Here is a 26,957-nt window from a genome sequence, read left to right on the forward strand (position 1 = left end):
AATCAGCCTCGTTGGGATCAGAAAAATTCGAAACTGACGCGGAACAGCAGTTCCACCTGCTTGACGCGATCTGCAAGGGCAAAAAGAATGACCCGGTCACCGGCCTGAATGGTCGTCTCGCCATCAGGCATCAACACCTCGCTGCCACGGTAGATGGCACCGACACGAACGCCTTCGGGGAATTCAACGCTGCGCAACGGTCGACCGACCAGTGGAGAGGTCTCCAGAGCTTCTGCTTCAATGCCCTCGGCGGCACCGTCTTCCACAGCATGAACCCCACGGATACGACCGCGCCGAACATGCTGCAGAATCTTGGAAATGGTGACCGAACGCGGGTTGACGCTGGAATCGATTCCGAGATCATGCACCAGCGCGGAATAATGGGAATCATTGAGCAGCGCCATCGTGCGCGAACAGCCAAGACGCTTGGCCATTGCACAGCTCAGAATGTTCACCTGATCATTGTTGGTCAGTGCAATCATCGTGTCCGCTTCGCGAATATCGGCTTCCTTCAGAATATCCTGATCAAGCGCACTGCCCTGCAGAACGATGGTATCGTTGAAATCGTTGGCGATCTTGATGGCCCGATCGCGATTGAGCTCGATGACCTTGGCGCGGGTCCGCTTGCGGCGTTCCTCAATGGCCATCGCAACATAGCGGCCAATGTTACCACCACCGGCAATCACCACCCGGTTGGCCTGAGCCTCGTCATGGCCGAAGATGCTGAGGGTACGCCAGACATGATCGCGGGAGACAACGACGTAAGCCAGATCGCTGGCCTGCATGTGGTCTTCCGCGTGCGGCACAAACAGTTGCCCCTCGCGCCGGATGCCAACCACCACGGCCTGCAGATCGGGGAACAATTCGGTCAGCTGCCGTAGCGGCGTATCAACAACCGGACATTCCTCTTCGCACTCGATCGCGATCATCAACACTTCGCCATCGGCAAAGCGCACCGTATCTTCCGCGCCGGGCATGGCCATGCGTGACAGCACCATTTCCCCCACTTCCACCTCGGGAGAAATGATCACGTCGATAGGCAGATGTTCGCGCGAGAACAGGTCTGCATAATGCTTTTCAAGATAGGACTGCGCGCGCACACGCGCCACCTTGGTGGGTACGTTGAAAATGGAGTGGGCGACCTGACAGGCGATCATGTTCACCTCGTCATAGAGCGTGACCGCGATGATCATGTCCGCTTCCTTGGCCCCGGCTCGCGCCAGAATGTCCGGATGCGCCCCGTGGCCGACATAACCGCGAACGTCCAGCGTATCGCGAATGGCAGCGACGAGCTGCGGAGAGCTGTCAATCACGGTAACATCATTCTGCTCTGACGACAGATGCTTGGCGATGCCATATCCCACCTGCCCTGCGCCGCAAATCACCACTTTCATAACTGACCGCTTTCGTTTTTCGGTCTGCCGCCAAAGCAACAGCCCTTGCGCATTGAACCCGATGAGCGACTTGCACCATGAACCGGAACAGATGGCCGCTCTAGAGATGTCATCCGCGCTTTATTGCATATTTTGGAGCCAAGCCCAACGAAAGAAACGCATAGCCTCCTTCACGACAGAAGGCAAGAGAGGCGACGGGGAAGGCATATCCCCGCAAGCCAACCCTCAAACCACGCCGAGACTCTTCAGCTTGCGATGCAACGCCGAGCGCTCCATGCCGACAAATTCCGCTGTACGCGAGACGTTTCCGCCAAATCGGGCGATCTGTGCCTTGAGATATTCGCGCTCGAAAACTTCCCTCGCCCTCTTCAGCGGCAGCGACATGATCTGCTCGCCCGCTTCTCCACCGCCAGGAATGCTCGGCACGGTCTCGCCAACTTCGCTTGGCAAAAGATCAGCGGTAATGATCGCATTTTCATCTCCCTTCGTGAGAATCAGCAGCCGCTCGATGTTGTTGCGCAACTGGCGGATATTGCCCGGCCAGTTGTGCGCCTGCAGGATCGCCATGGCGTCTTCCCCGATCTTGCGCGCAGGCAAACCAGCGGTCGCCGACAGCTGCTCCATGAAATGCAGGACAAGCTCGGGGATGTCCTCCCGCCGGTCAGCCAGAGGTGGAACGGAAAGCGGAACGACGCTGAGGCGATGGAACAGGTCTTCACGGAACGTTCCTTCGGTAATCAGGCCCTCCATATTGCGCGCAGTGGAGGAAATCACGCGCACATCCACCTGAACCGGCTTGCTGCCACCAACGCGGATGAACTTGCTCGTCGTCAACACCCGTGTCAGCTTGCTTTGCAGGTCGATCGGCAGGTCGGCGATTTCCTCAAGATAGAGCGTACCGCCGTGCGCTTCTTCAAAGGCGCCGACCTTGCGCTGGGTAGCACCATCCGCTTCTGTGCCAAACAGCTGCAATTCCAGATCTTCCAGCGCAAACTGGATGGAGGAAAAGATCACGAAAGGCGCTTCAGCCCTTGGCGACTGCTGATGGATGCAGCGAGCGACCAGCTCCTTGCCGGAGCCGGACTGACCGGAGATAAGAACCCGACTGTTGGTCGGCGCGACACGCTGGATCATCTGCCGAAGGTTGTTCATCGAGCCGGACGAGCCGACCAGTTTGGTCTCCACGCCGCTGCGCGACTGCAGATCCTTCACCTGCCGCTTGAGGCTGGAGGCTTCAAGGGCACGCTCGGCCACCAGAATGAGCCGATCGGCCTTGAACGGCTTTTCGATGAAATCATAGGCCCCGCGCTTGATCGCCGCCACTGCGGTTTCCACCCCGCCGTGGCCGGAAATCATCACGACCGGCAATTCGGGGTGCTTCTGCTTGATGACAGCCAACAGCGCCAGACCATCAAGGCGCGAGCCCTGCAACCAGATATCGAGAAAGATGAGAGAGGGTCGGCGCTGCTCGATCAGCTCCAGCGCTTCGTCGCTGTGCGACGCCATGCGCGTATCGTACCCTTCATCTTCCAAAAGGCCTGCAACAAGCTCACGAATGTCGACCTCGTCATCGACCACAAGAATATCGGCAGCCATACTCAGTCCTCCGTTGCATTGTTTGTCGTAGTTGTAATGGCCAATCCGGAATTGACATTCTGGATGGCATCTTCGTCCTCATCCGTACCAAGACGGTCCGCCCCCTCCTTCGGAATGCGGATCTCGATGCAGGCGCCCTGCTCGAAATCCGAAACCTCGCTGGCGTCTCTGAGCTGAATGCCGCCGCCATGCTCACGCAGAATCTTGCGCACGATCGCCAGACCCAGACCACTGCCCTTTTCCCGGGTCGTCATGTAGGGCTCAAGCAATCGCTGCCGGTTGTTGGCCGGGAAGCCGATGCCATTGTCAATGACGCGAACACAATAGTTGACGTCCTCTTCCTCGGCCCGAACGATGACATGCCCGTCAATCTCCTGACGATCTTCCCGTCCGGCAATGGCTTCGGTGGCATTCTTGATGACATTGGCCATGGCCTGCGAAACAAGGCGATGGTCGAAGGAAACCGGCATCTTCTCGGGGATTTCAGTGGTAAACTCGATATCGTGGTTGGCAACCTCGATCAGGAACACCGATTGCTTGATCACCTCGGACAGGTCCCCGTGCTCGAATACCGGTTTCGGCATCCGGGCAAAGGACGAGAACTCATCGACCATGCGCCCGATATCGCCCACCTGCCGCACAATGGTGTTGACGCATTGTTCAAACACCTTCTGGTCATCCTCGGCAATCTTCTTGCCGTAGCGCCGACGCAAACGCTCCGCCGAAAGCTGGATCGGTGTCAGCGGGTTCTTGATTTCATGGGCGATGCGCCGGGCCACGTCAGCCCAGGCAGCCGAGCGCTGCGCACTGACCAGCTCGGTGATATCATCAAGCGTGACTACATAGGAATGGCTCTCGTCCTCATTGCTGCGTTCCAAGGTGACCCTTGCACGCAGGGAGTATTCGATGCCATTGCGGACCACCAGAATCTGGCCTTCCTTGTGGGCTTCGGCCAGATTGTCCGCCTCATCCACCAGCGTCGCCACCTCTGGCAGCACCTTGTCGAGATCCTCGCCCAGAAGGTCCCGCTCCTTGAGCCCGAGGATCTTCAGCACCGAAGGGTTGGCCAGCGTGATTTCGCCAGTCTCGTCGACACCGATCACCCCGGCACTAACCCCTTGCAACATCGCCTCGGTGAAGCGTCGGCGAGCATCAATGGCATCGCGGGCCAGGATCAGCTCATCGCGCTGCAGCCTGAGCTCGGTGGTCATGGTGTTGAAGGTCTGGTTGAGGTTGGCAAAATCGGTCGAATCCTTTTCAACCGGCAGTCGCGCATAGAGATCCCCATGGCGCACACGCTCCGCAGCACCGATCAACCGGCTGATCGGCGCCACCAGACGGTTGGAGAAGCCAATGGCGAACCAGGTCGTCGACAACAGGATGATCAGCCCTGCCCCGATATAGAGCATGGCAAAAGCCGCCTGAATATTCGATCGACTGTCAAAGAACGCCCGGTATTCCTGCGCATTTTCAGACGTCATACGCAGGAAGTTGGAAACGACAGGGTCGATCACCCGCAGCACGAAAAGATAGGCGTCGTTGAACTCCTCAAGCCGCATGATACCGGCTACGAGATTGGAATCTCCAAGCGCAATGAACACCGGCTGGCTATGAGCCTGTTCCAGAAGGTCCGGCCCCGGCATCTTTGGCACAGGCTGATCAAGGCGGCTCGGCGAGGCCATCAGCTGCTCACCGGCACCATTGACAACAAAGGCCGCAGGAATGCCGCGAATGCGGGTCTGGCGCGAGAAGATGGCACGGAAGCGGTCTGAATCGAGCAGAAAATAGGGCTCTGCATCGTTGAGCGCCTGAGCAATGCCCAAAAGCTCGTTGCGCAGAACGCGCGCATGTTCCTTGGTGTAAGCACTGGCGACGGTCTGTGAGCTGTTAATGATCGCCTGAGTTCGCGACGAGAACCAGCGATCAAGGCCCTGGTCGAGGGTAATGGAGGCGAAAATGGCGACCAGAATCGTCGGTAAAGTCGCGACCAGTGCAAACAGCCCCATCACCCTGATGTGCAGACGCGCCCCGGCCCGACCCTTTTGTCGCGCCCGCAAGACTGCGCAGGCTTCCAGGAAGATCACCAGAGCCAAAAGGAACAACAGCGTTCCGTTGACGATCATCGCGATCCGGATGACATCATCGGTCGGCTCAATCGGGGTAAGCCCCAGAAGAATGACAAAGGACGTGATACCGGAAACGACCGACAGCACCACGCTCGCCAGCCCCAGATAGCGCAGTCGGCTCCTCGGTTCCGGCTTTTCGGGAATGGAGGCCGTTGCAGGCTCCTTGCCGCCCAAAGGCTCAGCACCACCATCCCGCTTCGCGGAATAATCAGACTCGGAAAGATAGGACACCGGCAACAAATCCTCGAGAAAAGGGACAACCCAATAGAGGGAATCGTCCCTTCTATCCAATGAAATTGTTGCTTAAATGTGACAGCTCTCTGTGAAACTGTCCATGCAAAAGGCCACATCTGTGTCAAAAAGGGCACAGATGGGCTATTGCCATGTCAAATCAAGACCTTAGGCTCCGCGAACAACCTGTATATCGAGGTCCTTGATTTTCTTGCGCAGGGTGTTCCGGTTGAGCCCGAGCAGTTCTGCGGTCTTGATCTGGTTGCCCTTGGTTGCAGCCAGAGAAGCGCAGATCAGCGGATATTCGATCTCGCGCAACAACCGGTGATAAAGCCCCGGAGGTGGTAGATTATCGCCAAACTCCTTGAACAGCTGTTCCAGATAGGATTCCATGGCCCCGGCCAGATTCTGCACCTTCTGCTCCGGCTGGATGTCGGTCGACAGGCTGATCTGATTGAGCTCATTCTCGATCTGGTTGGCCGTGATCGTGTCTTGCGGATAGAGCGCGGCAAGGCGACGAACGAGGTTTTCAAGCTCGCGCACGTTGCCCGGCCAGCGATAGCGCAACATGACGTCGAGTGCATCCGGCTGGATCTGTTTGACCGGCAGGCCTTCCCGCTCGCCAAGCGCAAAGAAGTGGCGCACCAGATCCTTGATGTCCTCGGCCCGCTCACGCAATGGCGGCAGGCGCATGGGCACAACGTTGAGGCGGAAGAACAGGTCTTCGCGGAACAGGCCCTGATGAATGAGCGACTGAAGGTCCTTGTTGGTCGCAGCAACAATCCTGACGTTGGTCTTGATCGGGGTGCGCCCGCCAACCGTGGTATATTCACCCTGCTGGAGCACGCGCAGCAGACGGGTCTGCGCTTCCATCGGCATGTCGCCGATCTCGTCAAGAAACAGCGTACCACCCTCAGCCATTTCGAACTTGCCCGCCGAACGGCCATGGGCGCCGGTGAACGAGCCTTTCTCGTGGCCGAACAGCTCGGATTCAATGAGATCCTTCGGGATGGCAGCCATGTTGATGGCGACGAACGGTCCCTTGCGACGCTTGCCATAGTCATGCAGCGCCCGGGCAACCAGTTCCTTGCCGGTGCCGCTCTCGCCGGTGATCATGACGGTGAGGTCATTCTGCATCAACCGGGCCAGCATCCGGTAGATGTCCTGCATGGCGGCCGAGCGACCGATCAGCGGAATGTCCGTGCCGTCATCTTCCGATGGCTGCAGGCTCGGCCGCGGCTCTGACAGCGCGCGCCCGGCGATATTGATCAGTTCCTTGAGGTCGAACGGTTTGGGCAGATATTCATAGGCACCACGCTCAGAGGCCTTGATCGCCGTCATGAAGGTATTTTGCGCGCTCATGACAATGACAGGCAAATGGGGTCTGGCCTTCTTGATGCGAGGCAGCACATCGAAGATGTTCTCGTCAGGCATCACGACATCGGTAATCACGAGGTCGCCTTCGCCTTGCGAGATCCAACTCCACAGCGTTGTCGCATTCGAAGTCAGACGCACAGTGTATCCGGCACGAGACAGCGCCTGATTGAGCACTGTACGGATTGCAGTATCGTCATCCGCTAGCAGGATTGTCCCTTTAGGCATGGTGGTCCAAACTCCTATAACTGATCCAGATCGCTTGTGGGCAGCATGACCCGGAAGATGGTCTGTCGACCAGAACCGTCAAACTCGATGACGCCGCCATGATCCCCGATCAACTTGGCAACCAGAGCCAGCCCGAGGCCGGACCCGTTGGTCTTGGACGTCACAAACGGATCGAACAGGCAGTCCTCAAGTTCCTTGGGAATACCCGGTCCGTTGTCCTTTACGCAGATTTCCAGCGGCAGAGAGGTCTTCTCGCTCGAGCCGGGAACCTGAATGCGAATGCCGGGCCGGAAGGCCGTGGTCAGCACGATCTCCGGATCGGGAACCTCGATCACCGCTTCGGACGCATTCTTGACCAGGTTCAGGAACACCTGCACCAGCTGGTCCTGATTGGCGTGTACCGAAGGCAGGGACGGGTCATACTGCTCGACGATTCGGATCTTGTCGCCGAATTCGGCCTTGGCAAGCTGCTTGACGCGATCGAGCACCACATGGATATTGACCGCCTCGCGCTCGACCGGCCGCTGGTCGGAGAAGACCTCCATACGGTCGATCAGGCGAACGATACGATCGGTTTCCTGCGTGATCAGCTGCGTCAAGGCCCGGTCTTCATCCGAAACTGAGCTTTCCAGCAACTGGGCAGCACCACGAATGCCGGAGAGCGGATTCTTCACCTCGTGGCCAAGCATCGAAGCAAGACCTGTGACCGAACGGGCCGCATCGCGATGGGTCAGTTGGCGGTCCATCTTGTCGGCAATCGACCGCTCCTGCAACATCACCGTCACCGCCCCCGTCATGTCGGGCACCGGTGCGGCATAGACATCAACCACCTTCTCGACACCGATCCGGGGATTGGAAATATCGACGCGATATTCATTGACCGGGGCAAGTCTGTCCCGCGCCTGATCAACCAGCGCCAAAACGGGGCTGCCAAACGGCAAAAGTTCGGACAGTCGCTGTTTGCGCAAGTGGGATGCACTCGACTGGAAGAAAAACTGCGCCATATCATTGGCGGCAGCAACAAACCCATCCTTGTCGACCATGACAATGGGATGCGGCAAAGCGCTCATCATCGCCTGATAGGGGTTGTTGGCAAGGCTGCTGCCCTTTTTGCTATCGATCATGCTACGTGCCTCTCCGCAGCAGCGCCAAAAAACTCGCGCAAGGCAATGCGCACCGTTTGAGGCTCCTCTGCGGTTATAATGACTTTTCTTAATTGAGAGAGTTCGGATGAAACGGAACTGGCGCCCTCAAGGACACCATCCAGATAACCATCCATGTACCAGCCCAGATGCTTGCGGGCGCACCGCACACCCACCACATCCGGGTAATAGTCGAGCATTGCATCATAATGCTCGAGGATAAGGTCCAGCAGCTCCCCGCCGGACAGCGCGTCCCTGAATTCACCAGTCTGGAGATAATGGGCGATGAAACCGGGCAACCACGGGCGACCATAGGCGCCGCGCCCGACCATGACGCAGTTCGCGCCGGATTGTTCGAGGCAGGCTACCGCATCCTCTTCGCACAGGATATCGCCATTGGCGACCAGCGGAATGGATACCACCTCGGCGACCTTGCGAATGGCGCGCCAGTCCGCCTCGCCCTTGTAGAACTGGTTGCGCGTGCGCCCGTGAACAGTCACCATGGCAACGCCACTCTGTTCGGCTCGTCTGGCCAACTCGGCAGCATTGTGGCTGTCATCATCCCAGCCGAGACGCATCTTGACGGTCACCGGAACAGAGACCGCGCCCAGAACAGCATCGATCAGACGGAGCGCCTGATCGAGATCCCGCATCAGGGCAGAACCGGAATAGCCCGAGATCACCCGCTTGGCCGGGCAGCCCATATTGATATCGATGAGTGAAGCCCCTGCCCCTTCGGAAAGACGCGCTGCTTCCGCCATCCAGTCGGCCTGATTGCCAGCCAGTTGAACCGCATGCACATCCATGCCCTGCCCTTCGGCCCTCAGGCGCATTTCTTCCTGCCCGACGGCAAAGGCCCTGCTGGCCACCATTTCGGAAATCACCAGCCCCGCGCCAAAGCGTTTCGCAAGCCTACGAAACGGCAGATCCGTGATCCCTGACATCGGCGCAAGAAACACGCCGTTTGGCAAGGAAACGGATCCAACTTTCAGGCCGTTTCCAGCCCTATGAAATGGAAGCGATGGCATAAGGAGATCAGCTTTCAAAACTCACAACATCAGACAGTATATCTGTGCCTAATTAATGTGCAAGCAAATTCGCTGATCAATTTTTGATCATTAACACCCTAAGTGAACAAGCAGCCCGAAAGATGCCTTGACCGCAGCTTCTTTTTCATGAAATGCCTAACTGCAAACAAATGCAATCGCTATTCTTGCAGGCAAGCGGCTGGCAATGCAAAAACAAATGGTAATCTGACACAACAGAACCTGAGATTTCATCAAGCCCTCCGAATCGCCGCGCCCAAGCATATGCCGAGAGACCAAGGAACAATACAGCATGTCATGCGCCGCCCTTATCGTTGCCGCCGGATCAGGCAGTCGCGCCAGACGCAACTCGGACAACGTGGCCAAGCAATATGTTGAAATCGGTGGCAAACCCGTTCTGCAGCGCACGATCGAGATATTTCTCGCAAATGATCGGGTTGACAGCATTCAGGTGGTCATCGGGCCGCACGACAAACAGCAATATGGCAACATGATCGCGCCACTGCTTGAAGGCCCTCTTGCCACGGAAGCACGTGCCAAACTGCTGCCCGCCGTCGCGGGCGGTACGACACGCCAGATTTCAGTCTACAATGGCCTCAAGGCACTGGAACAAACCGCCCCACGGCTCGTGCTCATTCATGACGCCGCGCGACCCTTCGTCACACACACCATTCTGGACCGCTGCTTCGAGGCGCTCGCAACCCACAAGGCCTGCCTTGTCGCCACCCCCGTCACGGACACCGTCAAGAAGGTCGATAGCAACGGTGCGATCATCGAGACGATTGACCGCAGCACGCTCTGGTCTGCCCAGACGCCCCAGGCCTTCGACTATGGCTTCATTCTCGAAGCGCACCGGAAAGCCAACCTTCAGAATATCGACCATTTCACAGATGACGCTCTGGTGGCCGAATGGGTGGGCGAAACCGTCTATATCGTTGAGGGAAGCCCCTCCAACCGCAAACTGACCAGCAAGGAAGACCTGACTATGGCCGAAACCATGATGGGCCTGACCGAACCCGCCCCCCGCCCCTTAACCGACATCCGAGTGGGAACCGGCTATGACGTTCACGCCTTCGAAGAAGGAACAGCGGTCATTATCGGCGGCACTGCCATTCCCCACGACAAGAAACTCAAGGGCCATTCCGACGCCGACGTCGGGCTTCACGCTATAACGGACGCCCTTCTCGGCGCTATCGCCGATGGCGACATCGGCACCCACTTCCCGCCCTCTGACCAGCAGTGGAAAGGGGCAGCCTCGGATCTATTTCTGAAAGACGCCGTCCGGCGTGTCACCGAACGGGGCGGCAAGATCTCCAACATTGACATGACCATCATCTGCGAGGCCCCGAAAATTGGCCCGCACCGTCCAGCCATCCGCACGTCCATTGCCGAAATCTGCGGCATCGCCATGGACCGCGTCAGCGTCAAGGCAACAACCTCCGAACGTCTGGGCTTCACCGGACGAAAGGAAGGCATCGCCGCCATCGCGACCGTTTGCGTCCGCCTGCCGGAAACCGAAGACTAATCGCTGCCAACACCAGTATTGAAGCGTTGCGACAACCCGGCACCCTGCCTATCATTCCGCATCGCCTTCAAGAAAGGATGAACGATGTATGTAACCATGGATGCAATCGAGCAGGCCAATCAGGTTCTCGAACTGGCAAGAGAGCGAGACTACAAGATTGCAACAGCGGAATCCTGCACCGCAGGCATGATCAGCGCCACCCTCACGGAAATCCCCGGCGCCTCGACCGCCTTTGATCGCGGCTTTGCCACCTATTCCAACGAAGCCAAAACCGAAGTGCTTGACGTACCGGCCGAGATGATCGAGGAATTCGGAGCTGTCAGCGAAGAAGTCGCCCGGGCCATGGCAGACGGAGCCCTCAATCATTCCAATGCCGACTTCGCCGTAGCAGTGACAGGCATCGCCGGTCCTGGCGGCGGCTCAGACGAAAAGCCGGTTGGCCTTGTGCATTTTGCCGTTTCTTCGAGACACTACCCGCAAGCCCATGACAAGAAAATCTTCGCGGCCATGGATCGCGAAAACGTGCGCGCCGCCACCGTTGAGCATGCAATAATCATGCTCATAGAAGCGATGACTCAAAAACATTTCATTGCAACTGAATAGATCTTGTTTCGTTTGCAACAATACAAAAAGCCGTCACTCAGTGGCGACGGCTTTTCTATTTCTGTCTTCAAGCTTTCTAGATCAGATACGGCACCGGATCGACCGGATCACCCTTGATGCGCAGCTCGAAGTGAAGCTGCGGGCTGGTCACGTTACCCGAACTGCCAGCCTCGGCAATAATCTGACCGCGGCGAACATGCTGGCCCTTGCTGACCAGAATCTTTTCATTATGTGCATAGGCAGTCACCCAGCCATTCGGATGACGAACGAGGATGAAGTTGCCATACATTTTCAGCTCGTCACCAGCATAGATGACCGTGCCACTTTCTGCCACGCGAATGGAAGAGCCCATCGGAACCGACAGGTTGATGCCCTCGTTGCGAGCTCCACCGTTGTTGGCACCAAATCCGGAGATGATGCGACCGCGAACCGGCCAGCGGAATTTTGAATCATCGTCCAAAACCGGGTTGGCATTGGAAGAAACCGCAGCAACTGGTGCCGCGCTAACCGGAGCAGGAGCAGAAGCCGGGGCCACTGCAGGCGCAGAAGCTTCCGTCGGCAGCCCGACCGCATTGTCAACCGAAGCCACCTGCTGACGCCGGCTAGGCTTGGCGCTGGAAGCCATTTCCGTCACCCAGCGCGGCTTTGCCTTAGGCACAGCAGAGATAGCAGCATAGGCAGAGGCCGCAGCAGTATCATTGGCATAGGCACCGGCAGCATTGCTGTTGATTGAGGCCGTGCTGGTATAGTCAATTCCTGCGCTCTGGTTCGGACGCGGGATATGCAGGCGTTGCCCCATGCGCAGTGGTGCATCAACCGACATGCCGTTGGCCTGGGCCAACGCACGCGGCGAGACCTGATACCGACTGGCAATTCCACCCAGCGTTTCACCCGGCGTTACCATATGGCGGTTTTCGGCATTTGCATTCTGCTGCAGCTTGACCATCTGCTGACCGTAGGCCGACTGACCACGCAAGCGCAACGGATTGCCCTTCGGCACACGCATCACAAACGGCATCGTGGCCACGTCCGGACCGATCGATGCCACCTGCATCGGCGCAGCGCCCACTTGAGGCGCCGGTTGCCGGTTCGATGCGTAGTTCTGATAACTAGGCTGCTGGAAAACAGGAATCAGCATTTTCTGACCCGGCGCGACAAAGCTCTGATCGACCAGACCATTGACATCTGCGATTGCCTTGGAAGGCACGCCATACCGGCGCGACAAGGACTGAAGATCTTCGCCCCGCTCCACCGTCACCATGGTGCCACCAACGCTAGTCCACTGCCCACTGGTCCGCGCCGCTCCACCAGCCGAAGCAGCCGGAGACTGCGCATTGATGGACTGCGTGGTGTAGGAACCGGAATATTGTGAACCACCGGAAATCGGATTTGGCGGCGTGATAGAGGCCGTCGACGTGTAGTCGATGTCCCTTGACTTGGGCGCATTCTTCGGCAGCGAGAACAGCCGAGCAATACTGAAACGGGACGGCTCAGACGTCTGCTGACCCTGCTGCTGCGCAGCAACAGGAACGGAGACCGGCATCCGCTGGGATCCGTAGGACGAAGAACCATAGGCAGGTGCCGATGCAACATTCATCTTCGTGCGCGGCGCATCATGCGGCAGTGAGTCAAACCGGGATACAACAACCGGAGGCCCGTTGAGCACGGACTGATCAACCGACGTCCGCGAGGCATAGACATTCGACTCGTTGCGAACTGGCACATCCACATAAACCGTCTGGGATGCCCCCTGACCGCCAGATGGCGCACCCGGCATTGGATAGGCTTGAGCAGAATAGCCATTGCTCGAACGATTGATCGATCCGGTTGTCAAAGAAACAGGGGACTGCGTCCGAACGGTCGGCTCGGCATAGACCGGCTGACGATAGACAGGCACCTGAGCCTGATAGGACGGATCCGTGTATACGGGCGCCGAGCGAGACACAGCAACCTGATTTGGCGAAACCGCCGCAGGCATCGGCTGATTGACCGCAGCCGGAAGAGGCCGGGAGCTGACCGAATTGGTGAAAATCTCGTTCTGATTGGAAGTGAACCCTGATCCGGGCGTTCCAAAACGCTCCACACCGCCGCTGCAGGCTGCAAGCGTAGCCGCCACGGTCAGCAATGAAGTCGTAGATAGAAGCTTACGCAATACTGAATAGTCCATACCAACACCGGTTAAACGCACAACACCCCACATGTTGATACCAATTTAATCGCGGTATCCTTTCCAAACCTTTAAAACAGCCTCTAAATTCGTAACGAATGGAGCAATCTGTGGTTACCGGATCATTTATTCACGAACACACAAAAAAGGCCGCAACGCCCTGGCGTCACAGCCCTGTCAAAAACTGGAAAATATCGAAAAAGCACGCCTAAGCGGCTGATGAAACGAGTAATTCAGGGATTATCCCTTTTTCAGAACAGCAAGCGTCGTGTTGTCCGTCATGTCGAGATGAAGCGGTGTCACCGAAATTTTCTTGTGCATCACAGCGTGCAAATCGGTCCCCTCGTCCGGATTTGAGCGACGGTCTTCAAACCCGAGCCAGAAATAGGACATTCCGCGCGTATCAACCCGAGGAACCACACTCAGATGCGCCTGATCGCGTTTGCCCTGACGGGTGTAGACCACTTCTTCCACCTCATCGGCAGGGCAAGCCGGGAAGTTTACATTGAGCAATGTCTGACGCGGCAGGCTATGTTCCAGCAGATCCTTGACCACGCGGGCACCATGTTCTTCAGCAGCGCTCCAGTCAAACGGATCGCAGCTTTCCCAACTGTAGGACTGGCTGAGCGCGATGGACCTGATTCCAAGCAGAACCCCTTCCATCGCCCCGGCGACCGTACCAGAGTAGGTCACGTCTTCGGCCATGTTCTGCCCGCGGTTGACGCCGGAAAGCACCAGATCCGGACGGCCATCGAGAATGTGGTCAACACCCATGATTACGCAATCGGTCGGCGTCCCGTGAACCGCATAGCGCTTCTCGCCCAGCTTGCGCATCCGCAACGGGTCATGCAGGGTCAGCGAATGGGCCATGCCGGACTGCTCGGTTTCCGGCGCGACAACCCAGACATCATCAGAGAGGGCATGCGCGATTTTCTCCAGCACCTGAAGGCCGGGTGCATTGATTCCATCGTCATTGGTCAGAAGAATACGCATTTCATTCCCTCGTCAGTCAAAGTTGCAAAGCCCGCATGCAGACAGTCGCACGCAGAAAAGGAAGAGCGCACAAGACCCGACCATAAGGGCCGGGTCCCATGCGTTATGGCACCTGTCGAAGCCGATGGCCTCAGGCAGAAATCTTTTCCAGACCGCCCATATATGGCCGCAACACGTCAGGAATCACGATGGACCCGTCTGCAGTCTGGTAATTTTCCATGACCGCAATCAGACAACGGCCGACAGCAACGCCGGAGCCGTTCAGGGTGTGCACATATTTGACAGTCTTGTCAGCGACATCACGATAGCGCGCATTCATGCGGCGAGCCTGAAAATCTCCACAAGTGGAAACCGAGGAAATCTCGCGATAGGTATTCTGCCCCGGCAGCCATGCCTCGATATCGAAGGTGCGGCGAGCAGAGAAGCCCATGTCGCCAACGCAAAGGGTCACGACGCGGTAAGGCACCCCGAGCTTCTGCAAAATCGCTTCCGCGCAGCCAAGCATCCGCTCCTGTTCGGCAACGGAGCTGGTCTCGTCGGTGATCGACACCATCTCGACCTTGGTGAACTGGTGCTGACGCAGCATGCCGCGGGTATCGCGACCAGCAGAACCAGCCTCCGAACGATAGCAGTGGGACAGCGCCGTAACACGCATCGGCAGCTTGTCGCCATCGATGATGCTCTCGCGCACCATGTTGGTCAGCGGAACCTCGGACGTCGGGATCAGCCAGCGATCATCGTCAGTGTGGAAGGCATCCTCGGCGAATTTGGGCAACTGGCCAGTGCCAAACATCACCTCGGAGCGCACAAGCGTCGGCACGGAAACTTCCTCGTAGCCATGCTCGCTGATATGGGTATCAATCATGAACTGACCGATGGCGCGTTCCAGACGGGCGAGCTGACCCTTGAGCACAACAAAGCGCGAGCCGGACAGCTTGGCCGCCGTTTCGAAATCCATCATGCCGAGCGCTTCGCCCAGTTCATAATGCTCTTTCGGCTCAAACCCCTTGTCGGCAATTTCGCCCCAGGCGTGATGCAAGACGTTATCATTCTCGTCCTTGCCTGCCGGCACGCTGTCGAGCGGAATGTTCGGTAGGCTGGAAAGCGCTTCACTCAGCGCATCCTGCAAGTCACGTGTCTTGGCTTCGCCTTCCTGAATGGCGCCCTTGAGCTGGCTGACTTCAGCCATCAGAGCCGCAGCCTTTTCCTCGTCGCCCGAGCCTTTGGCCTTGCCGATTTCCTTCGAAGCCGCATTGCGACGCTGCTGGGCGTCTTGCAGTTTCTGAACCTCGACAACCCGCTCCTCATCCAGCGCGATGAGCCGGGATGACGATGCTTCAGCTCCGCGTGCAACCTGAGCCTTGTCGAATGCTTCTGCATTCTCGCGAATCCACTTGATGTCAAACATGTCAATAATCCCGAATCTAGCTTTGTTGGGAGGAGTTAAAAATTTGGACGGGCGAAAAATAGGCAAGCCCCAAGCATGAAGCAAGCACAATGCCACTTAGTCACTGCAAAGAATCCATAAAACCCACAAACAATGCCCCGAAAGATGAGCATTTTCTTTCGGGGCACGCTTGATGATGGATTTGAGCCGGTCAGGAGGTCTCTTCGGCGTCCCTTGCTGCGCGTTTCCTCTCGACCGATCGCACAGAAAGGATCGACAGCTCGTAGAGCAACAGGGTCGGCAATGCCAGCCCCATCTGACTGATAGGATCGGGAGGCGTAAGAATGGCCGCCATGATAAAGGCGACAACCACCGCATATTTGCGCTTTTTCTTCAAAAAGTCGGAGTCGACCAGCCCCGCCCGCGCCAGCAATGTCAGAACCACCGGCAGCTGGAACACCAGACCAAAAGCAAAAATCAGGGTCATGATCAGACCGAGATATTCACTGACCTTGGGCAGATGCCGAATCTCGACAGGCCCCTCGCCTATCTGCTCCATGGACAGGAAGAACTGCATGGCCAGCGGCATCACCACGAAGAAGACGAGGCAGGCACCAAGGACAAACAGGATGGGCGTTGCAATGAGGAACGGCCGGAAGGCTTCCCGTTCATGCTTGTAGAGGCCAGGTGCCATGAACATGTAGATCTGGCTGGCAATGACCGGGAAAGCGATGAACAGCGCACCGAACAGCGCGATCTTCAACTGCGTGAAGAAATATTCCTGCGGCGCGGTAAAGATCATCTCGACCTGATGGGCTCCGCCGACGGCGCGCTCATAGGGAACGACCAGAATATTGAAAATATCGCTGGCAAAATAGAAGCAGAAAAGAAAAGCGATCGCGATGGCGATCACTGTCTTGAGCAGGCGACTGCGAAGCTCGATCAAATGCTCGATCAAGGGCGCCTTGCTGCTCTCGATCTCGTCTCTTTCACTGTCACTCATCAGTCAACCTTTTGACTTGCATCGCTCTTGAGAGGCGCCTGGGGTGAACTGTCCGACGCGCTTTTATCCGTGCCCGAGGCATCCGCCGCAACGACAGGCTCAGACGCAACAGCGGATTCAGTCGCAGCTGGGCTGCCTTCCGCAGGCTTGTCAGCAGCCACATCCTTGTTCAGCGACGCATTGATCTCGTCAGAGCTTTCTTTCATGCTCTTGGAAACCTCATCGCTGACGTCTCCCAACTCGCCCAGATGCTTGGTAACGGCATTCTTGACGGCGTTGCGCGGATTGAGGCTGCGAATATCGCTGATGGAATTTGCCACGTCGTCGAGCTCGGCTTCGCGCAGGGCGTCGTTGAACTGGTTCTGAAAATCGCCAGCCATGCGCCTGAGGTTGGCAACAGTCTTGCCAACAGTCCTGAGCAATCCCGGCAATTCCTTCGGCCCTACCACCAGAATCGTGATGATGACCACCACGAGGATTTCGCTCCAACCGATATCAAACATGGAAACGCACCGGACCAATCATGAAAAACAAAAACGAAAAGAAAAAAGGAGCCAAGATCCTTAGCTCACCTTGTCCTTTTGTTCGCTCTCTGCAGAGACCTTTTCGGACGGCTTGTTTTCCAGAGCAGGCTGGTCTTCCTTGTCTTCGTCCTTGAGGCCCTTCTTGAAGCTGTTGATGCCCTTAGCGACATCACCCATGAGATCGGAAATCTTGCCCCGACCAAAGAGAAGAATAACGACGACGGCGATGATTACGACCTGCCAGACACCAATCTGCATGCTGAATTCCCTTTTTCTGCTTTGCGCCACAAAAACATCTCTGTGTGTGGCTCGAACACAAGAGAGCCTTTTGCCAGTTTTGGGCTTACTTTGTCAAAGAAATAAGTGTTTTAGGACGGTTTGGCAAATATCAGCACGTCCTTTTTGCGAAACGATACACCGATATTCTCACCTTGCACAAAATTTTGTCCAGAAGTTGACCGGACGAAAAATGGAACCTCGCAATCCTTGATGGTGATTTCATAGAGATCTATTTCGCCAAGGAACATCCGGCGCTTAACCCGTCCGGGCAAGGCAGAGACATATCCGTCGTTGATTGCCTTGTGCAGTTTGACCCCTTGCTGACGGATGCAGACCTGCACATCCTGCCCGTCGGCAAACTGGCTCGTCTGAAAGCTGCCGACTGCGGTTTCAGCTTGGTTACCACGCACCACACCATCCACCTCATTGAGATCGGAAAAGAAGCGCGCCACCCAATGGTCGACCGGATTGAAATACAGCTCTTCCGGTGCCGCATATTGCACAATGCACCCGCCCCGAAGCAGTAGAATGCGATCACTCACCCGCAAGGCCTCTTCCGGGTCATGGGTAACAATGACACAGGTTGCGCCGATTTCGCGCAATACAGCAAGGGTTTCGTCCCGCACCCGGTCTCTCAAACGGTTATCAAGGCCGGAAAACGGCTCGTCCATTAAAAGGATACCCGGACGGGGGGCAATCGCCCGCGCCAGCGCCACCCGTTGCTGCTGCCCGCCTGAGAGCATGTGCGGATAGTGGTCGACATAGGCTTCGAGCCCGACACGAGCAAGCGCACCGTGGGCTTCCACCTCCGCATCGCGGGTCGGCAGATCCCGCAATCCAAACATGACATTCTTCAGGATGGAGAGATGGGGAAAGAGAGCATAGTCCTGAAACATCAGGCCGACATTGCGGTGTTCAGGCGGCATGAATGCCCCCTCACCGGCCACGATCTGGTCGTCAATCCGCAACACGCCGGACGTCGGCGCCTGGATACCGGCGGCAATGCGCAACAGCGTCGTCTTGCCCGCCCCCGATGCTCCGAGAAGAGAGACGACTTCGCCGGGCATGATGGAAAAGGAAATGTCGCGCAAAACATCCTGACCATCGAATGAACAACCGATGGCCTCAAATGCGAGCCCCGTCGCGATGGATACGCGCGCAGTACCCCGGTCTCCCCAACGATTGCGCCCTTCCTGCATAGCCATTCACAAACTCCATTCAGATCTCGCAAATGACCTTATAACCTTGGGGGGCAAAAACACAACTCTCACATTCATATTATTGTGACCTGGCCCCCGAAGGGTCCACAGCAGGCAACGCCGCCAGCCGCGAAGCAGTGCAGCTATTGGCCGCTTTCATCCGCATCGTCGGATTCGTCATCTTCCCCGTCCTCGTCATCCTCAAGGACGACCAGATCGAGTTGATAGGTGTCCTCCAACGGATCCTCGTCATCGGCAAGGTCTTCGTTGTCATCAGGCGACGGCATGGAAAAGGCCGGTGGCAGCGCCGAATCCAGCATTCCCGCCCCCTTCAGCTCTTCGAGGCCGGGCAGGTCCTGAATCGACGATAGGTCGAAATGGATGAGAAACTTTTCGCTGGTGCCATAGGTCACCGGCCGACCGGGCACGCGTCTGCGCCCCCTCACCCGGATCCATTCGGTCTGCAACAGCACATCCAGCGTGCCACGCGCAACGGAAACACCGCGAATCTGCTCGATATCCGCCCGGGTGACCGGTTGATGATAGGCGATGATGGCGAGAGTTTCGAGCGCTGCCCGCGACAGCCTTCTGGGCTCGAACGCTTCGGCCTGCATCATGAAGGACAGGTCCTTGGCCGTGCGGAACAGCCATTTGCCATTCACCTCGATCAGATTGACCCCACGCCCCTTGTAATCTTCCTTCAGTTGGGCCAGCAGAGCCGCCACTTCAACATTGTCGGGAAGACGGGACGCAATTTCCACGGCGCTAATCGGCTCCGCGCTGGCGAACAGAAGCGCCTCAACCATGCGCTTGAGCTGAAGTCTTGCTTCCTTGGCAAGCGCTTCGAACTCGCTCTCGGCGCGCCGTTTCGGCTCTGATGACGACTTGCTTTCTTCGGTCATGGAGCTTCCTTCTGTTTGCTGCGCAGGTAGATCGTTCCGAACGCCTCGGTTTGCCGGATCTCCAGATGTCCCTCGCGCACAAGCTCGAGCGAGGCAGCAAAGGAACTGGCGAGCGCCGTCGTTCGAACATCGGTGAGCTTGAGATAGCTGCGCAGGATCTCTTCCACCGGCGTCCAGTCATGCAACCCGCCCACCAGCCGCATCAGCACATCCCGTGCCTCTGGCAGCGACCAGACATTGCGTTTTCGCACATGAACCAGAGACACCGACTGCCGCTGCCGCAAGGAGGCATAGCCGGTCAGCAGATCGTAGAGCGAGGCAGAAAACTGCGGTTTGCGGATCAGCGACATATCCTCCGGCTGGCCACGCAAAAAGAAATCCTGCCCCAGACTGGGGCGTTCCATCAACTTGGCCGCAGCCTCTCGCATGGCTTCCAGCTTGCGCAGCCTGAAGGCCAGCATGGCGGCCAGTTCCTCGCCGCTCGGTTCATCCTCTTCCGGCATTTCTGGAATGAGAAGGCGCGACTTGAGATAGGCCAGCCAGGCCGCCATCACCAGATAGTCCGCCGCCAGCTCAAGACGCAGCTTGCGCGCCCGCTCGATGAACAGCAGATACTGCTCGGCCAGCGCCAGAATGGAGATTTTCGTGAGATCCAGCTTCTGCTTTCGGGCCAGCGCCAGCAGGAAATCCAGCGGCCCTTCAAAGCCTTCCACGTCGACGATCAGCGATGGCTCGCCAATCTGGGCCTTGGGCACCAGATTGAGCTCGCCGAACTCCTCCCAGTTGCCCGATGGCGCCGGAGCGCTGACGCCCGAACCGTCTTCGCCGAATGGGGCTGCGACATCGGGTGAGCCAACAACCGGGTTGCCTTGCCCGGTATCCTCCCTGCCGTCGTCCTGATGCCCCTCTTCGTCCGCCATGCGTCTTGTCAATCCATATGCAACGGTACTACCCGTCCGCCGATTCTAGCCAAATTCCCCCGAACAATGAAGAACAGTAGCGATCTTTGAACAGCAAACCAAGCGGGCAAAAGAAAATCCGGCTCGAAAGCCGGATTTTCGCAATTTCACAAAAAGGGCAGAGCCTACTTTCTGGCAACCAGACAGTCGCCACCGGCGGCCTTGATGCTGTTGCAGAAATTGACCGCGCCAGCCTGATCGGCAAACGAACCGACCCGCACGCGATAGTAGGTACCACGGGCGCCGAGGTCGGCTTCCTTGATATCCGGTTCATAGCCACCCAGAACGCTGCTGAGCTGAGCCTGAATGTTGCGATAGCTCGCCTGCGCCTGCTCAGGCGTACGCTGAGAGGTAACCTGAACCGTATAGCCGCCAGCGCCGGATGAAACCGCCGTATTCTGCGGAGCCGGGCTGCTCGCTGGATTGAGCACGAGCGGAGCCTGACTGACCGGCTGAACGGGCTGTGGAGCCGGAGCAACGGGCTGCGGCACGGAAGCCTGCTGTGCCTGAACCTGCTCTAGACCGGCCGGTTTGGATTTCGGCAACGGCATGTTCGGATCAACAACACCCTGAGCTGCGGCCCCGTCAACGCCGGTCGCCTGACTGCCATTCATGTTGGTGTTGTAGGTCTGGGACATGGCCTGTTCCGATGGCGTTGCATCGAGCATCTGCTGATCGACATTGGCGACCTGTGGCTGCTCCTGCGTTGCCTCCGGCTGGTCAGATGTCACAAAAGTTCCGTCCGGACGGACAACAACGGTCCGGACCCGCTTTGGTGCAACCGCACCACTATCCGTTGCTTCGCTGCTGGACTGGGAAACCGTAGACTCGCTACCCGGCAGGGCGATGACGCGCGGTGACTGCCCATTGGCCGTCACATCAATTGGTGTTTCGGTCGCAGGCATCATGGTCGTCGGGCCTTCGTCGCTCTCTGTCCCGTCGATGCGATCATAAACCGTCTGATCCTGATGCGGAACAACGGTCCCACCCGGGTTTTCCGGCGCTTCCTTGACAGGATCGGTATTGGCCTCGATGACCGGCGTATCGGTACTGCCGCCGCCGCTTTGCCCGAAGCTCCAGGCAAGAACACCACCGACGACAATCACCAGACCGGCAGCTGCTGCGGCGTAGAGCCCCTTGCGAGACTTGCGCTTGGGCTGAGGTGTCGCCATGGCAGCAGCCGTTTCCAGCGTCGTGTATTCCTCGTCGCCATAGTTGGGCGCACTCTCGGCGGCCGCTTGTGCTATGGTCGGATCAGAATAGGTGCCATACTCGGTCTCGGCAGCGCCATAGTCATTGCCGAGTGGATCATTATACCCGCCAGCATCCTGCGCATAGTCCTGATCGTAGGTCTGTTGGGCTGTCGTGCGATAGGAAGGACCGGATCCATAATTGGCATAATCATCGGAACGTCCGGCAACATTGACATCCGGCGCATGGCTTGGAGCCGATGGAGCATAGCCGCCATAGGCCGTTGTGCCCTGACTGGCAGCAGGATCGTTGAAGCTCGCATAGGGATCAACACGGCTTTCACGGGAACCACGCGGTGCGGTCTCTGCCTGCTGTCGGCGATAGTCATATGGCTCCGGTGCTTCCGGCTTAGACCGGCGATTGTCTTCATAGCCGCCAACGTAAGGGGCCGGTTCAACAGAGGGCTGTTCGACAGGAGCCTGAGGCCTTGCCCGCTCACCGGCATGCGGCAGACGCGGATCGGCATAGGCGCGTGTTGGTTCATACGAAGGCTCGGAAACGCTCGGCTCGCGATAATCCTGCGACGGCGTTTCAAGTGGCGTCCTTGACGTATAGTCACCCCAATTGGTCGGCATCACCGGTTCACGGCGGGTTGCTGGCTGTTGCGTCTCTTCACTGGTACGAAATCCGCTCATTGGATCACGGGCAGGCTGACGCGGTGCCACGGGCTCTTGTGGCCGACCGTATTCGGCTCCGGTTGCCCCAAGATCGGCACGGGTGTCGTAGGAAGGAGTACGCGGCGCAGGAGCGGGTGCTGCCGGAGCAACGCCTGCGCCGAGATTGACCTCTGGCGCGGCCGGAGCAGCATCTTCTTCAGCCGGATAAGCATCGGACTCTCTTGATGCATGCAGCCCCTTGAAGAAGGACTGGCCGCCTTCCGCCGGTGGTGCAGATCGACGTCCAAGCTGGCCATAGCTGCCACTGGTCGCAACCGGCGGCTCACCATCATCCTCATCCTCAACAGACAAAACAGGTTCAACCCGCGGCGCAGGCCTTGCCGGTTCGGCAGCTCTTGCTGCAGGTTTCGGCGAGATGTCATCGAACAGCGAGCTCCAGTCATCAAGACCGGACTCGCGCTCAACAGGACGCTCGGACGAAGGCAACGGCGCCTGCACCCGAGGCGCGGCACGCTGTTCGGAAACCGGCTCATAGCTTCTTCGCACCTGAGGCGCTTCAGGTACAGCTTCCATAGGAGGCTCAGCCCCATATGGTGCATACTCTTCAGGGGCCCCATGCTCTGCCGGAGCCTGATCATCCTGTGGATACCCCACCGGAGCACGCTCCTCAATTTCAGCATGATGACCCCGAAGCTCCCTTATGAGCTCCTGTTCCAGCATCCGCAAATCATCATCAGAAACAGAAGCGCCGCCGCGCTGGCTGCCGCCCTGCCCGAAATCGCCACTGACGATTCGGTCAAGTTCAGCCAAGGGATCTTCCATAATCTGGCCCGCACCTTGCTTTTCACGAGCCTGACGATCAATATCGGACCAGTTGGTTGCGGGTGATTGCGGCTTCTTGTCATTTGGATCTGACATGACGATTTGCCTTTTCATTCATACACTTAACTCGTATCGCCTGGCAAAGTTTTGTCGAGAGAAACGACCGGAATTCCCCTATCGCATTTCTTCAGGTGCCGATACACCAAGCAGACCGAGGCCAGAGCTGATTACATTGGCCGCAGCCTGAACAAGAGCCAAGCGCGCTAGAGTCATTTTCTCATCTTTAACGTTAATAAAGCGTAATTGCGGCATTTCCTTGCCCTTGTTCCACACAGCGTGGAAATATCCGGCAAGATCATAAAGGTAAAACGCAACCCTGTGGGGCTCTTGTGTTTCCGCTGCACCCTCTACTATTCGAGGATATTCAGACAACTTCCTGATCAGGGCAAGTTCTAGCTCGTCATTAATACCACTAAGATCAGCATTCACTAGATCTTCGATGCCGACGGCCAGATGAGGCACCTCACTTGCTGCCTGACGGAAAATGGAAGCCGTCCGGGCATGGGCATATTGTACGTAGAACACGGGATTGTCTTTGCTCTGCTCGGTAACCTTGGCAAAGTCAAAGTCAATCGTCACTTCGGACTTGCGATACATCATCATGAAGCGGACAGCGTCCACGCCGACTTCCTCCACCACATCACGCAGGGTAATGAAGTTGCCCGCCCGCTTTGACATCTTGAGCTGCTCGCCATTGCGCATCAGGTTGACCAGCTGGCAGATCTTGACTTCCAGCCCGCCCTTGCCTTCCGTGATAGCCGCCACAGCAGATTTCAGCCGTTTGACATAGCCACCGTGATCAGCGCCCAGAATATCGACCTGCTTGGAATAGCCGCGCTTGAACTTGTCAAAATGATAGGCGATGTCGTTGGCAAAATAGGTGTTGCTGCCGTCTGACTTTTTCAACGGACGGTCGATGTCATCGCCGAATGCGGTTGAACGAAACAGGGTCTGTTCGCGGTCTTCCCAGTCATCGGGAAGCTGGCCCTTTGGTGGTGGCAGGGTTCCGACATAGACCTGACCCTTGTCCGCCAGCCAGTCGATGGCTTCCTTGACCCGATCCTTGTCGCCATGAATGAGGCTTCGTTCGGAGAAGAAGACGTCATGCTCCACGTTGAGCGCGGCCAGATCTCCACGGATCATTTCCATCATCGCATCCACGGCAAAGGCACGCACCAGCGGCAGCCACTCTTCCTCGCTGGCCTTCTTCAGCTTGTCACCATGTTCCTTGGCCAGCGCCTCACCAACCGGAACCAGATAATCGCCAGGATAGAGCCCGTCGGGAATCGTGCCGATGTCGTCCCCGAGCGCCTCGCAATAGCGCAGGAAGGCCGAACGGGCCAGCACATCCACCTGAGCGCCAGCATCGTTGATGTAATATTCGCGGCAGACATCATATCCGGCAAAATCGAGCAGATTGGCAACACAGTCTCCGAGGACAGCACCACGCGTATGGCCCACATGCATCGGCCCCGTCGGGTTGGCGGAGACATATTCGACATTGATCTTGTCGCCACCACCAAGGTTGCAACGGCCAAAATCCTTGCCTGCCTTGACGATGGAGACAACAAGGCCACGCCAGAAATCATCGGACAGTGCCATGTTGATAAAACCGGGGCCAGCAACATCCACCCGGTCAATATCCTTGTCTTCAATGAGTTGCGCGGCGATTTTCTCGGCGACATCGCGCGGTTTCATGCCGATCTGCTTGGAGAGCACCATCGCTGCGTTGGTTGCCAGATCGCCGTGAGCGGCGTCCCGTGGCGGTTCAACAATCACGCGCGACAGGTCGAGCTCCGAGCCATCACGGGCAGTCAGCGCGCACTTGCCGATAGCTTCCTTGACCCGGTCGGTGAAAATAGTAAAGACGTTCATCTTCAGTCCTGTCTGATCTTCGGCCAGTGGCAGCAGAGGTCTGTCCGCTCCCCCGCATAGTAAACACGCGACTGGCGCAAATTGCTAGCAGTGTAACAAAGACGGGGCAAAGGGGCGCATCCGGCAGCGCCGGTTGCCTCGTTGAAAGCAACGCCCGTTCGGAGCCCAGCCTTGGGAAATCCATATGTTCGGGGATACGCTCTAACCCAAATCAGGGGTTTCGTCAAACAGACGTTGGTGTTCCTGAATGGCGAAACGGTCTGTCATACCAGCCACATAGTCGGCAACACGGCGCGCAACAACCTTCTGAGGGGCGCCATCAAGATCGAATTGCCAGGCAAACGGCATCGTATCCGGGGCTTCGAAGTGATAGACAAACAGGTTTCTGAGCACCTTCTCGGCGCTCTTCATGATCCGCATGACGCTGTCTTCCCGATAGACATTCTCGAACAAAAAGCGCTTGATTCCGGCAACCGAGCGAGCCATTTCGGGAGAAAAGCAGACGATGGTCTCCGATGCGTTGCGCACATCGTCGGCCGACTGCGGCGCTATGCGGGAAAGATTGGCCATCGAGGTGTTGATCACATCCTCGACCATCCGGGTGATGAGTCGGCGGACGATCTCATGGGTTGTGCGCGACTCGGAAAGCCCCGGATAGATCCCTTCCACTTCTGCAAGCAGATCCGAAACCAGCGGTACATCGCGCAACTGGTCAAGCGAGATCAGCATCGCCCTGAGACCGTCATCGATGTCGTGGGAATTATAGGCAATGTCGTCGGCGATGGCCGCCGCCTGCGCCTCGATGCTGGCATAGGACCAGAGCATCAGGTCCTGCTGTTCCGCATAGACACGGATCGCATAGGGCAAGCCATCGGCATAATGGCCGATTCCCTTGCCACTTCGGTCAGTCAGGGGGCCGTTGTGCTTGACGAGACCTTCCAGCGTCTCCCAGCTGAGATTGAGCCCGTCATGCTCGGCATAGCACTGCTCAAGCGCCGTGACCGCCCTCAGAGACTGGGCATTGTGATCAAACCCGCCATAGGGCTGCATCACCAGATCCAGCGCACGTTCTCCGGCATGACCGAAGGGTGTGTGGCCAAGATCATGTGACAGCGCCAGCGCCTCGGCAAGGTCCTCGTCGACAGACAGGGCACGGGCAATGGAGCGCGCAATCTGGGAAACCTCCAGCGTGTGCGTCAGGCGTGTACGGAACATGTCCCCTTCATGATAGAGGAACACCTGTGTCTTTGCCTGCAGTCGCCGAAACGCTGAGGAATGGATGATGCGGTCACGGTCGCGCTGATAGGGCGTGCGGGTCGGACTGGCTGGTTCATCGAACAGTCGCCCCCTGCTCTGCTCGGCAAGAACCGCATAGCATGCCCGGGGTTGCGCACCAAATCCGATCGCTGGCATCATTATTCTTCCATTCCAAATTCAAGAAATTTACAATAGGGCCAGATAGGGCTGGCCAAAACAGTTGACTAACGCTCTTTCGATCTTAACTATCAAAAGAAAGAGTAAGCTTTATGAAAGCTTCACCATAGAAACAACGCCCATCACAGGACTTTTCAGACCAGAACACAACCTGCTAGGCGCTTCAGGCTCGAAATTGGCCCCGAAACAGGGCAAAACAGGGTCTCAGTATTAGCGCGGA

Annotated in this window: 20 protein-coding genes; 2 read left to right on the forward strand and 18 right to left on the reverse strand. The window is 57.4% G+C overall.

Translation table 11 applies throughout. The features are described from left to right. Window positions 1–17: 17 nt before the first annotated feature. The 6 genes from trkA to dusB form a co-directional block, all read right to left on the reverse strand. Window positions 18–1,394 (reverse strand): Trk system potassium transporter TrkA, encoded by a 1,377-nt coding sequence (gene trkA, locus DSL70_RS08260; protein WP_119307452.1) that lies wholly within the window; start codon window positions 1,392–1,394, stop codon window positions 18–20. A gap of 225 nt (window positions 1,395–1,619) precedes the next feature. Beyond that, window positions 1,620–2,990 (reverse strand): nitrogen assimilation response regulator NtrX, encoded by a 1,371-nt coding sequence (gene ntrX / locus DSL70_RS08265; RefSeq protein ID WP_119307453.1) that lies wholly within the window; start codon window positions 2,988–2,990, stop codon window positions 1,620–1,622. Window positions 2,991–2,992: 2 nt separating this feature from the next. Continuing rightward, the gene (locus DSL70_RS08270; RefSeq protein WP_162916464.1) at window positions 2,993–5,347 is read right to left on the reverse strand and encodes a sensor histidine kinase NtrY-like; all 2,355 of its coding nucleotides are present in this window, start codon (window positions 5,345–5,347) and stop codon (window positions 2,993–2,995) included. A gap of 168 nt (window positions 5,348–5,515) precedes the next feature. After that, window positions 5,516–6,949 (reverse strand): nitrogen regulation protein NR(I), encoded by a 1,434-nt coding sequence (ntrC, locus tag DSL70_RS08275; protein WP_119307455.1) that lies wholly within the window; start codon window positions 6,947–6,949, stop codon window positions 5,516–5,518. A gap of 14 nt (window positions 6,950–6,963) precedes the next feature. Next, window positions 6,964–8,022, reverse strand: a complete 1,059-nt coding sequence (locus DSL70_RS08280) for a two-component system sensor histidine kinase NtrB (RefSeq protein ID WP_394700830.1) — start codon at window positions 8,020–8,022, stop codon at window positions 6,964–6,966. Between the two features lie 47 nt (window positions 8,023–8,069). Next, on the reverse strand, window positions 8,070–9,119 hold the full coding sequence (gene dusB / locus DSL70_RS08285; RefSeq protein ID WP_119307457.1) for a tRNA dihydrouridine synthase DusB: 1,050 nt from the start codon (window positions 9,117–9,119) through the stop codon (window positions 8,070–8,072). 310 nt (window positions 9,120–9,429) lie between these two features. On the opposite strand from dusB, the gene DSL70_RS08290 reads away from it, so the two are divergent. Next, window positions 9,430–10,662, forward strand: a complete 1,233-nt coding sequence (locus DSL70_RS08290; RefSeq protein ID WP_119307458.1) for a bifunctional 2-C-methyl-D-erythritol 4-phosphate cytidylyltransferase/2-C-methyl-D-erythritol 2,4-cyclodiphosphate synthase — start codon at window positions 9,430–9,432, stop codon at window positions 10,660–10,662. Between the two features lie 84 nt (window positions 10,663–10,746). Beyond that, window positions 10,747–11,265, forward strand: a complete 519-nt coding sequence (locus tag DSL70_RS08295) for a CinA family protein (RefSeq protein WP_245418135.1) — start codon at window positions 10,747–10,749, stop codon at window positions 11,263–11,265. 76 nt (window positions 11,266–11,341) lie between these two features. On the opposite strand, the gene DSL70_RS08300 is transcribed toward DSL70_RS08295, so the two are convergent. The 12 genes from DSL70_RS08300 to DSL70_RS08355 form a co-directional block, all read right to left on the reverse strand. Continuing rightward, window positions 11,342–13,417: a peptidoglycan DD-metalloendopeptidase family protein gene (locus DSL70_RS08300; protein ID WP_162916466.1), complete on the reverse strand. Its 2,076-nt coding sequence runs from the start codon at window positions 13,415–13,417 to the stop codon at window positions 11,342–11,344. 255 nt (window positions 13,418–13,672) lie between these two features. Beyond that, window positions 13,673–14,425, reverse strand: coding sequence for a 5'/3'-nucleotidase SurE (gene surE / locus DSL70_RS08305; RefSeq protein WP_119307460.1), 753 nt, complete (start codon window positions 14,423–14,425; stop codon window positions 13,673–13,675). Between the two features lie 130 nt (window positions 14,426–14,555). Then, window positions 14,556–15,833 carry a serine--tRNA ligase gene (gene serS, locus DSL70_RS08310; protein ID WP_119307461.1) on the reverse strand — a complete coding sequence of 426 codons (1,278 nt, stop codon included), beginning with the start codon at window positions 15,831–15,833 and terminating at the stop codon, window positions 14,556–14,558. A 190-nt stretch (window positions 15,834–16,023) separates the two neighbouring features. Beyond that, complete coding sequence (gene tatC / locus DSL70_RS08315) at window positions 16,024–16,815, reverse strand: twin-arginine translocase subunit TatC (RefSeq protein ID WP_119307462.1); 792 nt, start codon at window positions 16,813–16,815, stop codon at window positions 16,024–16,026. Further along, the gene (gene tatB, locus DSL70_RS08320; RefSeq protein WP_119307463.1) at window positions 16,815–17,318 is read right to left on the reverse strand and encodes a Sec-independent protein translocase protein TatB; all 504 of its coding nucleotides are present in this window, start codon (window positions 17,316–17,318) and stop codon (window positions 16,815–16,817) included. The genes tatC and tatB overlap by 1 nt, the downstream gene beginning before the upstream one ends. Window positions 17,319–17,378: 60 nt before the next feature. Beyond that, complete coding sequence (locus DSL70_RS08325; protein WP_119307464.1) at window positions 17,379–17,597, reverse strand: twin-arginine translocase TatA/TatE family subunit; 219 nt, start codon at window positions 17,595–17,597, stop codon at window positions 17,379–17,381. A gap of 110 nt (window positions 17,598–17,707) precedes the next feature. Then, window positions 17,708–18,823, reverse strand: a complete 1,116-nt coding sequence (locus DSL70_RS08330) for an ABC transporter ATP-binding protein (RefSeq protein WP_119307465.1) — start codon at window positions 18,821–18,823, stop codon at window positions 17,708–17,710. A gap of 137 nt (window positions 18,824–18,960) precedes the next feature. After that, window positions 18,961–19,719, reverse strand: coding sequence for an SMC-Scp complex subunit ScpB (scpB, locus tag DSL70_RS08335; protein ID WP_119307466.1), 759 nt, complete (start codon window positions 19,717–19,719; stop codon window positions 18,961–18,963). Beyond that, window positions 19,716–20,639, reverse strand: coding sequence for a segregation and condensation protein A (locus tag DSL70_RS08340; protein WP_119307467.1), 924 nt, complete (start codon window positions 20,637–20,639; stop codon window positions 19,716–19,718). Before DSL70_RS08340 ends, scpB begins: the two co-directional genes overlap by 4 nt. Before the next feature lie 164 nt (window positions 20,640–20,803). Beyond that, window positions 20,804–23,464, reverse strand: a complete 2,661-nt coding sequence (locus DSL70_RS08345) for an SPOR domain-containing protein (RefSeq protein WP_162916468.1) — start codon at window positions 23,462–23,464, stop codon at window positions 20,804–20,806. Between the two features lie 78 nt (window positions 23,465–23,542). Then, complete coding sequence (gene argS / locus DSL70_RS08350; protein WP_119307469.1) at window positions 23,543–25,303, reverse strand: arginine--tRNA ligase; 1,761 nt, start codon at window positions 25,301–25,303, stop codon at window positions 23,543–23,545. A gap of 201 nt (window positions 25,304–25,504) precedes the next feature. Further along, window positions 25,505–26,719 (reverse strand): deoxyguanosinetriphosphate triphosphohydrolase, encoded by a 1,215-nt coding sequence (locus tag DSL70_RS08355; protein ID WP_119307470.1) that lies wholly within the window; start codon window positions 26,717–26,719, stop codon window positions 25,505–25,507. Between the last annotated feature and the right edge of the window lie 238 nt (window positions 26,720–26,957).

Source organism: Cohaesibacter haloalkalitolerans (assembly GCF_003574655.1).
Classification (GTDB): Bacteria; Pseudomonadota; Alphaproteobacteria; order Rhizobiales; family Cohaesibacteraceae; genus Cohaesibacter; species Cohaesibacter haloalkalitolerans.

Bases quoted from the DNA above. Each gene is read 5' to 3' on its own strand.
- trkA (WP_119307452.1), bottom strand. From the start codon at position 1,394: ATGAAAGTGGTGATTTGCGGCGCAGGGCAGGTGGGATATGGCATCGCC.
- ntrX (WP_119307453.1), bottom strand. From the start codon at position 2,990: ATGGCTGCCGATATTCTTGTGGTCGATGACGAGGTCGACATTCGTGAG.
- ntrC (WP_119307455.1), bottom strand. From the start codon at position 6,949: ATGCCTAAAGGGACAATCCTGCTAGCGGATGACGATACTGCAATCCGT.
- DSL70_RS08280 (WP_394700830.1), bottom strand. From the start codon at position 8,022: ATGATGAGCGCTTTGCCGCATCCCATTGTCATGGTCGACAAGGATGGG.
- dusB (WP_119307457.1), bottom strand. From the start codon at position 9,119: ATGCCATCGCTTCCATTTCATAGGGCTGGAAACGGCCTGAAAGTTGGA.
- DSL70_RS08290 (WP_119307458.1), top strand. From the start codon at position 9,430: ATGTCATGCGCCGCCCTTATCGTTGCCGCCGGATCAGGCAGTCGCGCC.
- DSL70_RS08295 (WP_245418135.1), top strand. From the start codon at position 10,747: ATGTATGTAACCATGGATGCAATCGAGCAGGCCAATCAGGTTCTCGAA.
- surE (WP_119307460.1), bottom strand. From the start codon at position 14,425: ATGCGTATTCTTCTGACCAATGACGATGGAATCAATGCACCCGGCCTT.
- serS (WP_119307461.1), bottom strand. From the start codon at position 15,833: ATGTTTGACATCAAGTGGATTCGCGAGAATGCAGAAGCATTCGACAAG.
- tatC (WP_119307462.1), bottom strand. From the start codon at position 16,815: ATGAGTGACAGTGAAAGAGACGAGATCGAGAGCAGCAAGGCGCCCTTG.
- tatB (WP_119307463.1), bottom strand. From the start codon at position 17,318: ATGTTTGATATCGGTTGGAGCGAAATCCTCGTGGTGGTCATCATCACG.
- DSL70_RS08325 (WP_119307464.1), bottom strand. From the start codon at position 17,597: ATGCAGATTGGTGTCTGGCAGGTCGTAATCATCGCCGTCGTCGTTATT.
- DSL70_RS08330 (WP_119307465.1), bottom strand. From the start codon at position 18,823: ATGGCTATGCAGGAAGGGCGCAATCGTTGGGGAGACCGGGGTACTGCG.
- scpB (WP_119307466.1), bottom strand. From the start codon at position 19,719: ATGACCGAAGAAAGCAAGTCGTCATCAGAGCCGAAACGGCGCGCCGAG.
- DSL70_RS08340 (WP_119307467.1), bottom strand. From the start codon at position 20,639: ATGGCGGACGAAGAGGGGCATCAGGACGACGGCAGGGAGGATACCGGG.
- DSL70_RS08345 (WP_162916468.1), bottom strand. From the start codon at position 23,464: ATGTCAGATCCAAATGACAAGAAGCCGCAATCACCCGCAACCAACTGG.
- argS (WP_119307469.1), bottom strand. From the start codon at position 25,303: ATGAACGTCTTTACTATTTTCACCGACCGGGTCAAGGAAGCTATCGGC.
- DSL70_RS08355 (WP_119307470.1), bottom strand. From the start codon at position 26,719: ATGATGCCAGCGATCGGATTTGGTGCGCAACCCCGGGCATGCTATGCG.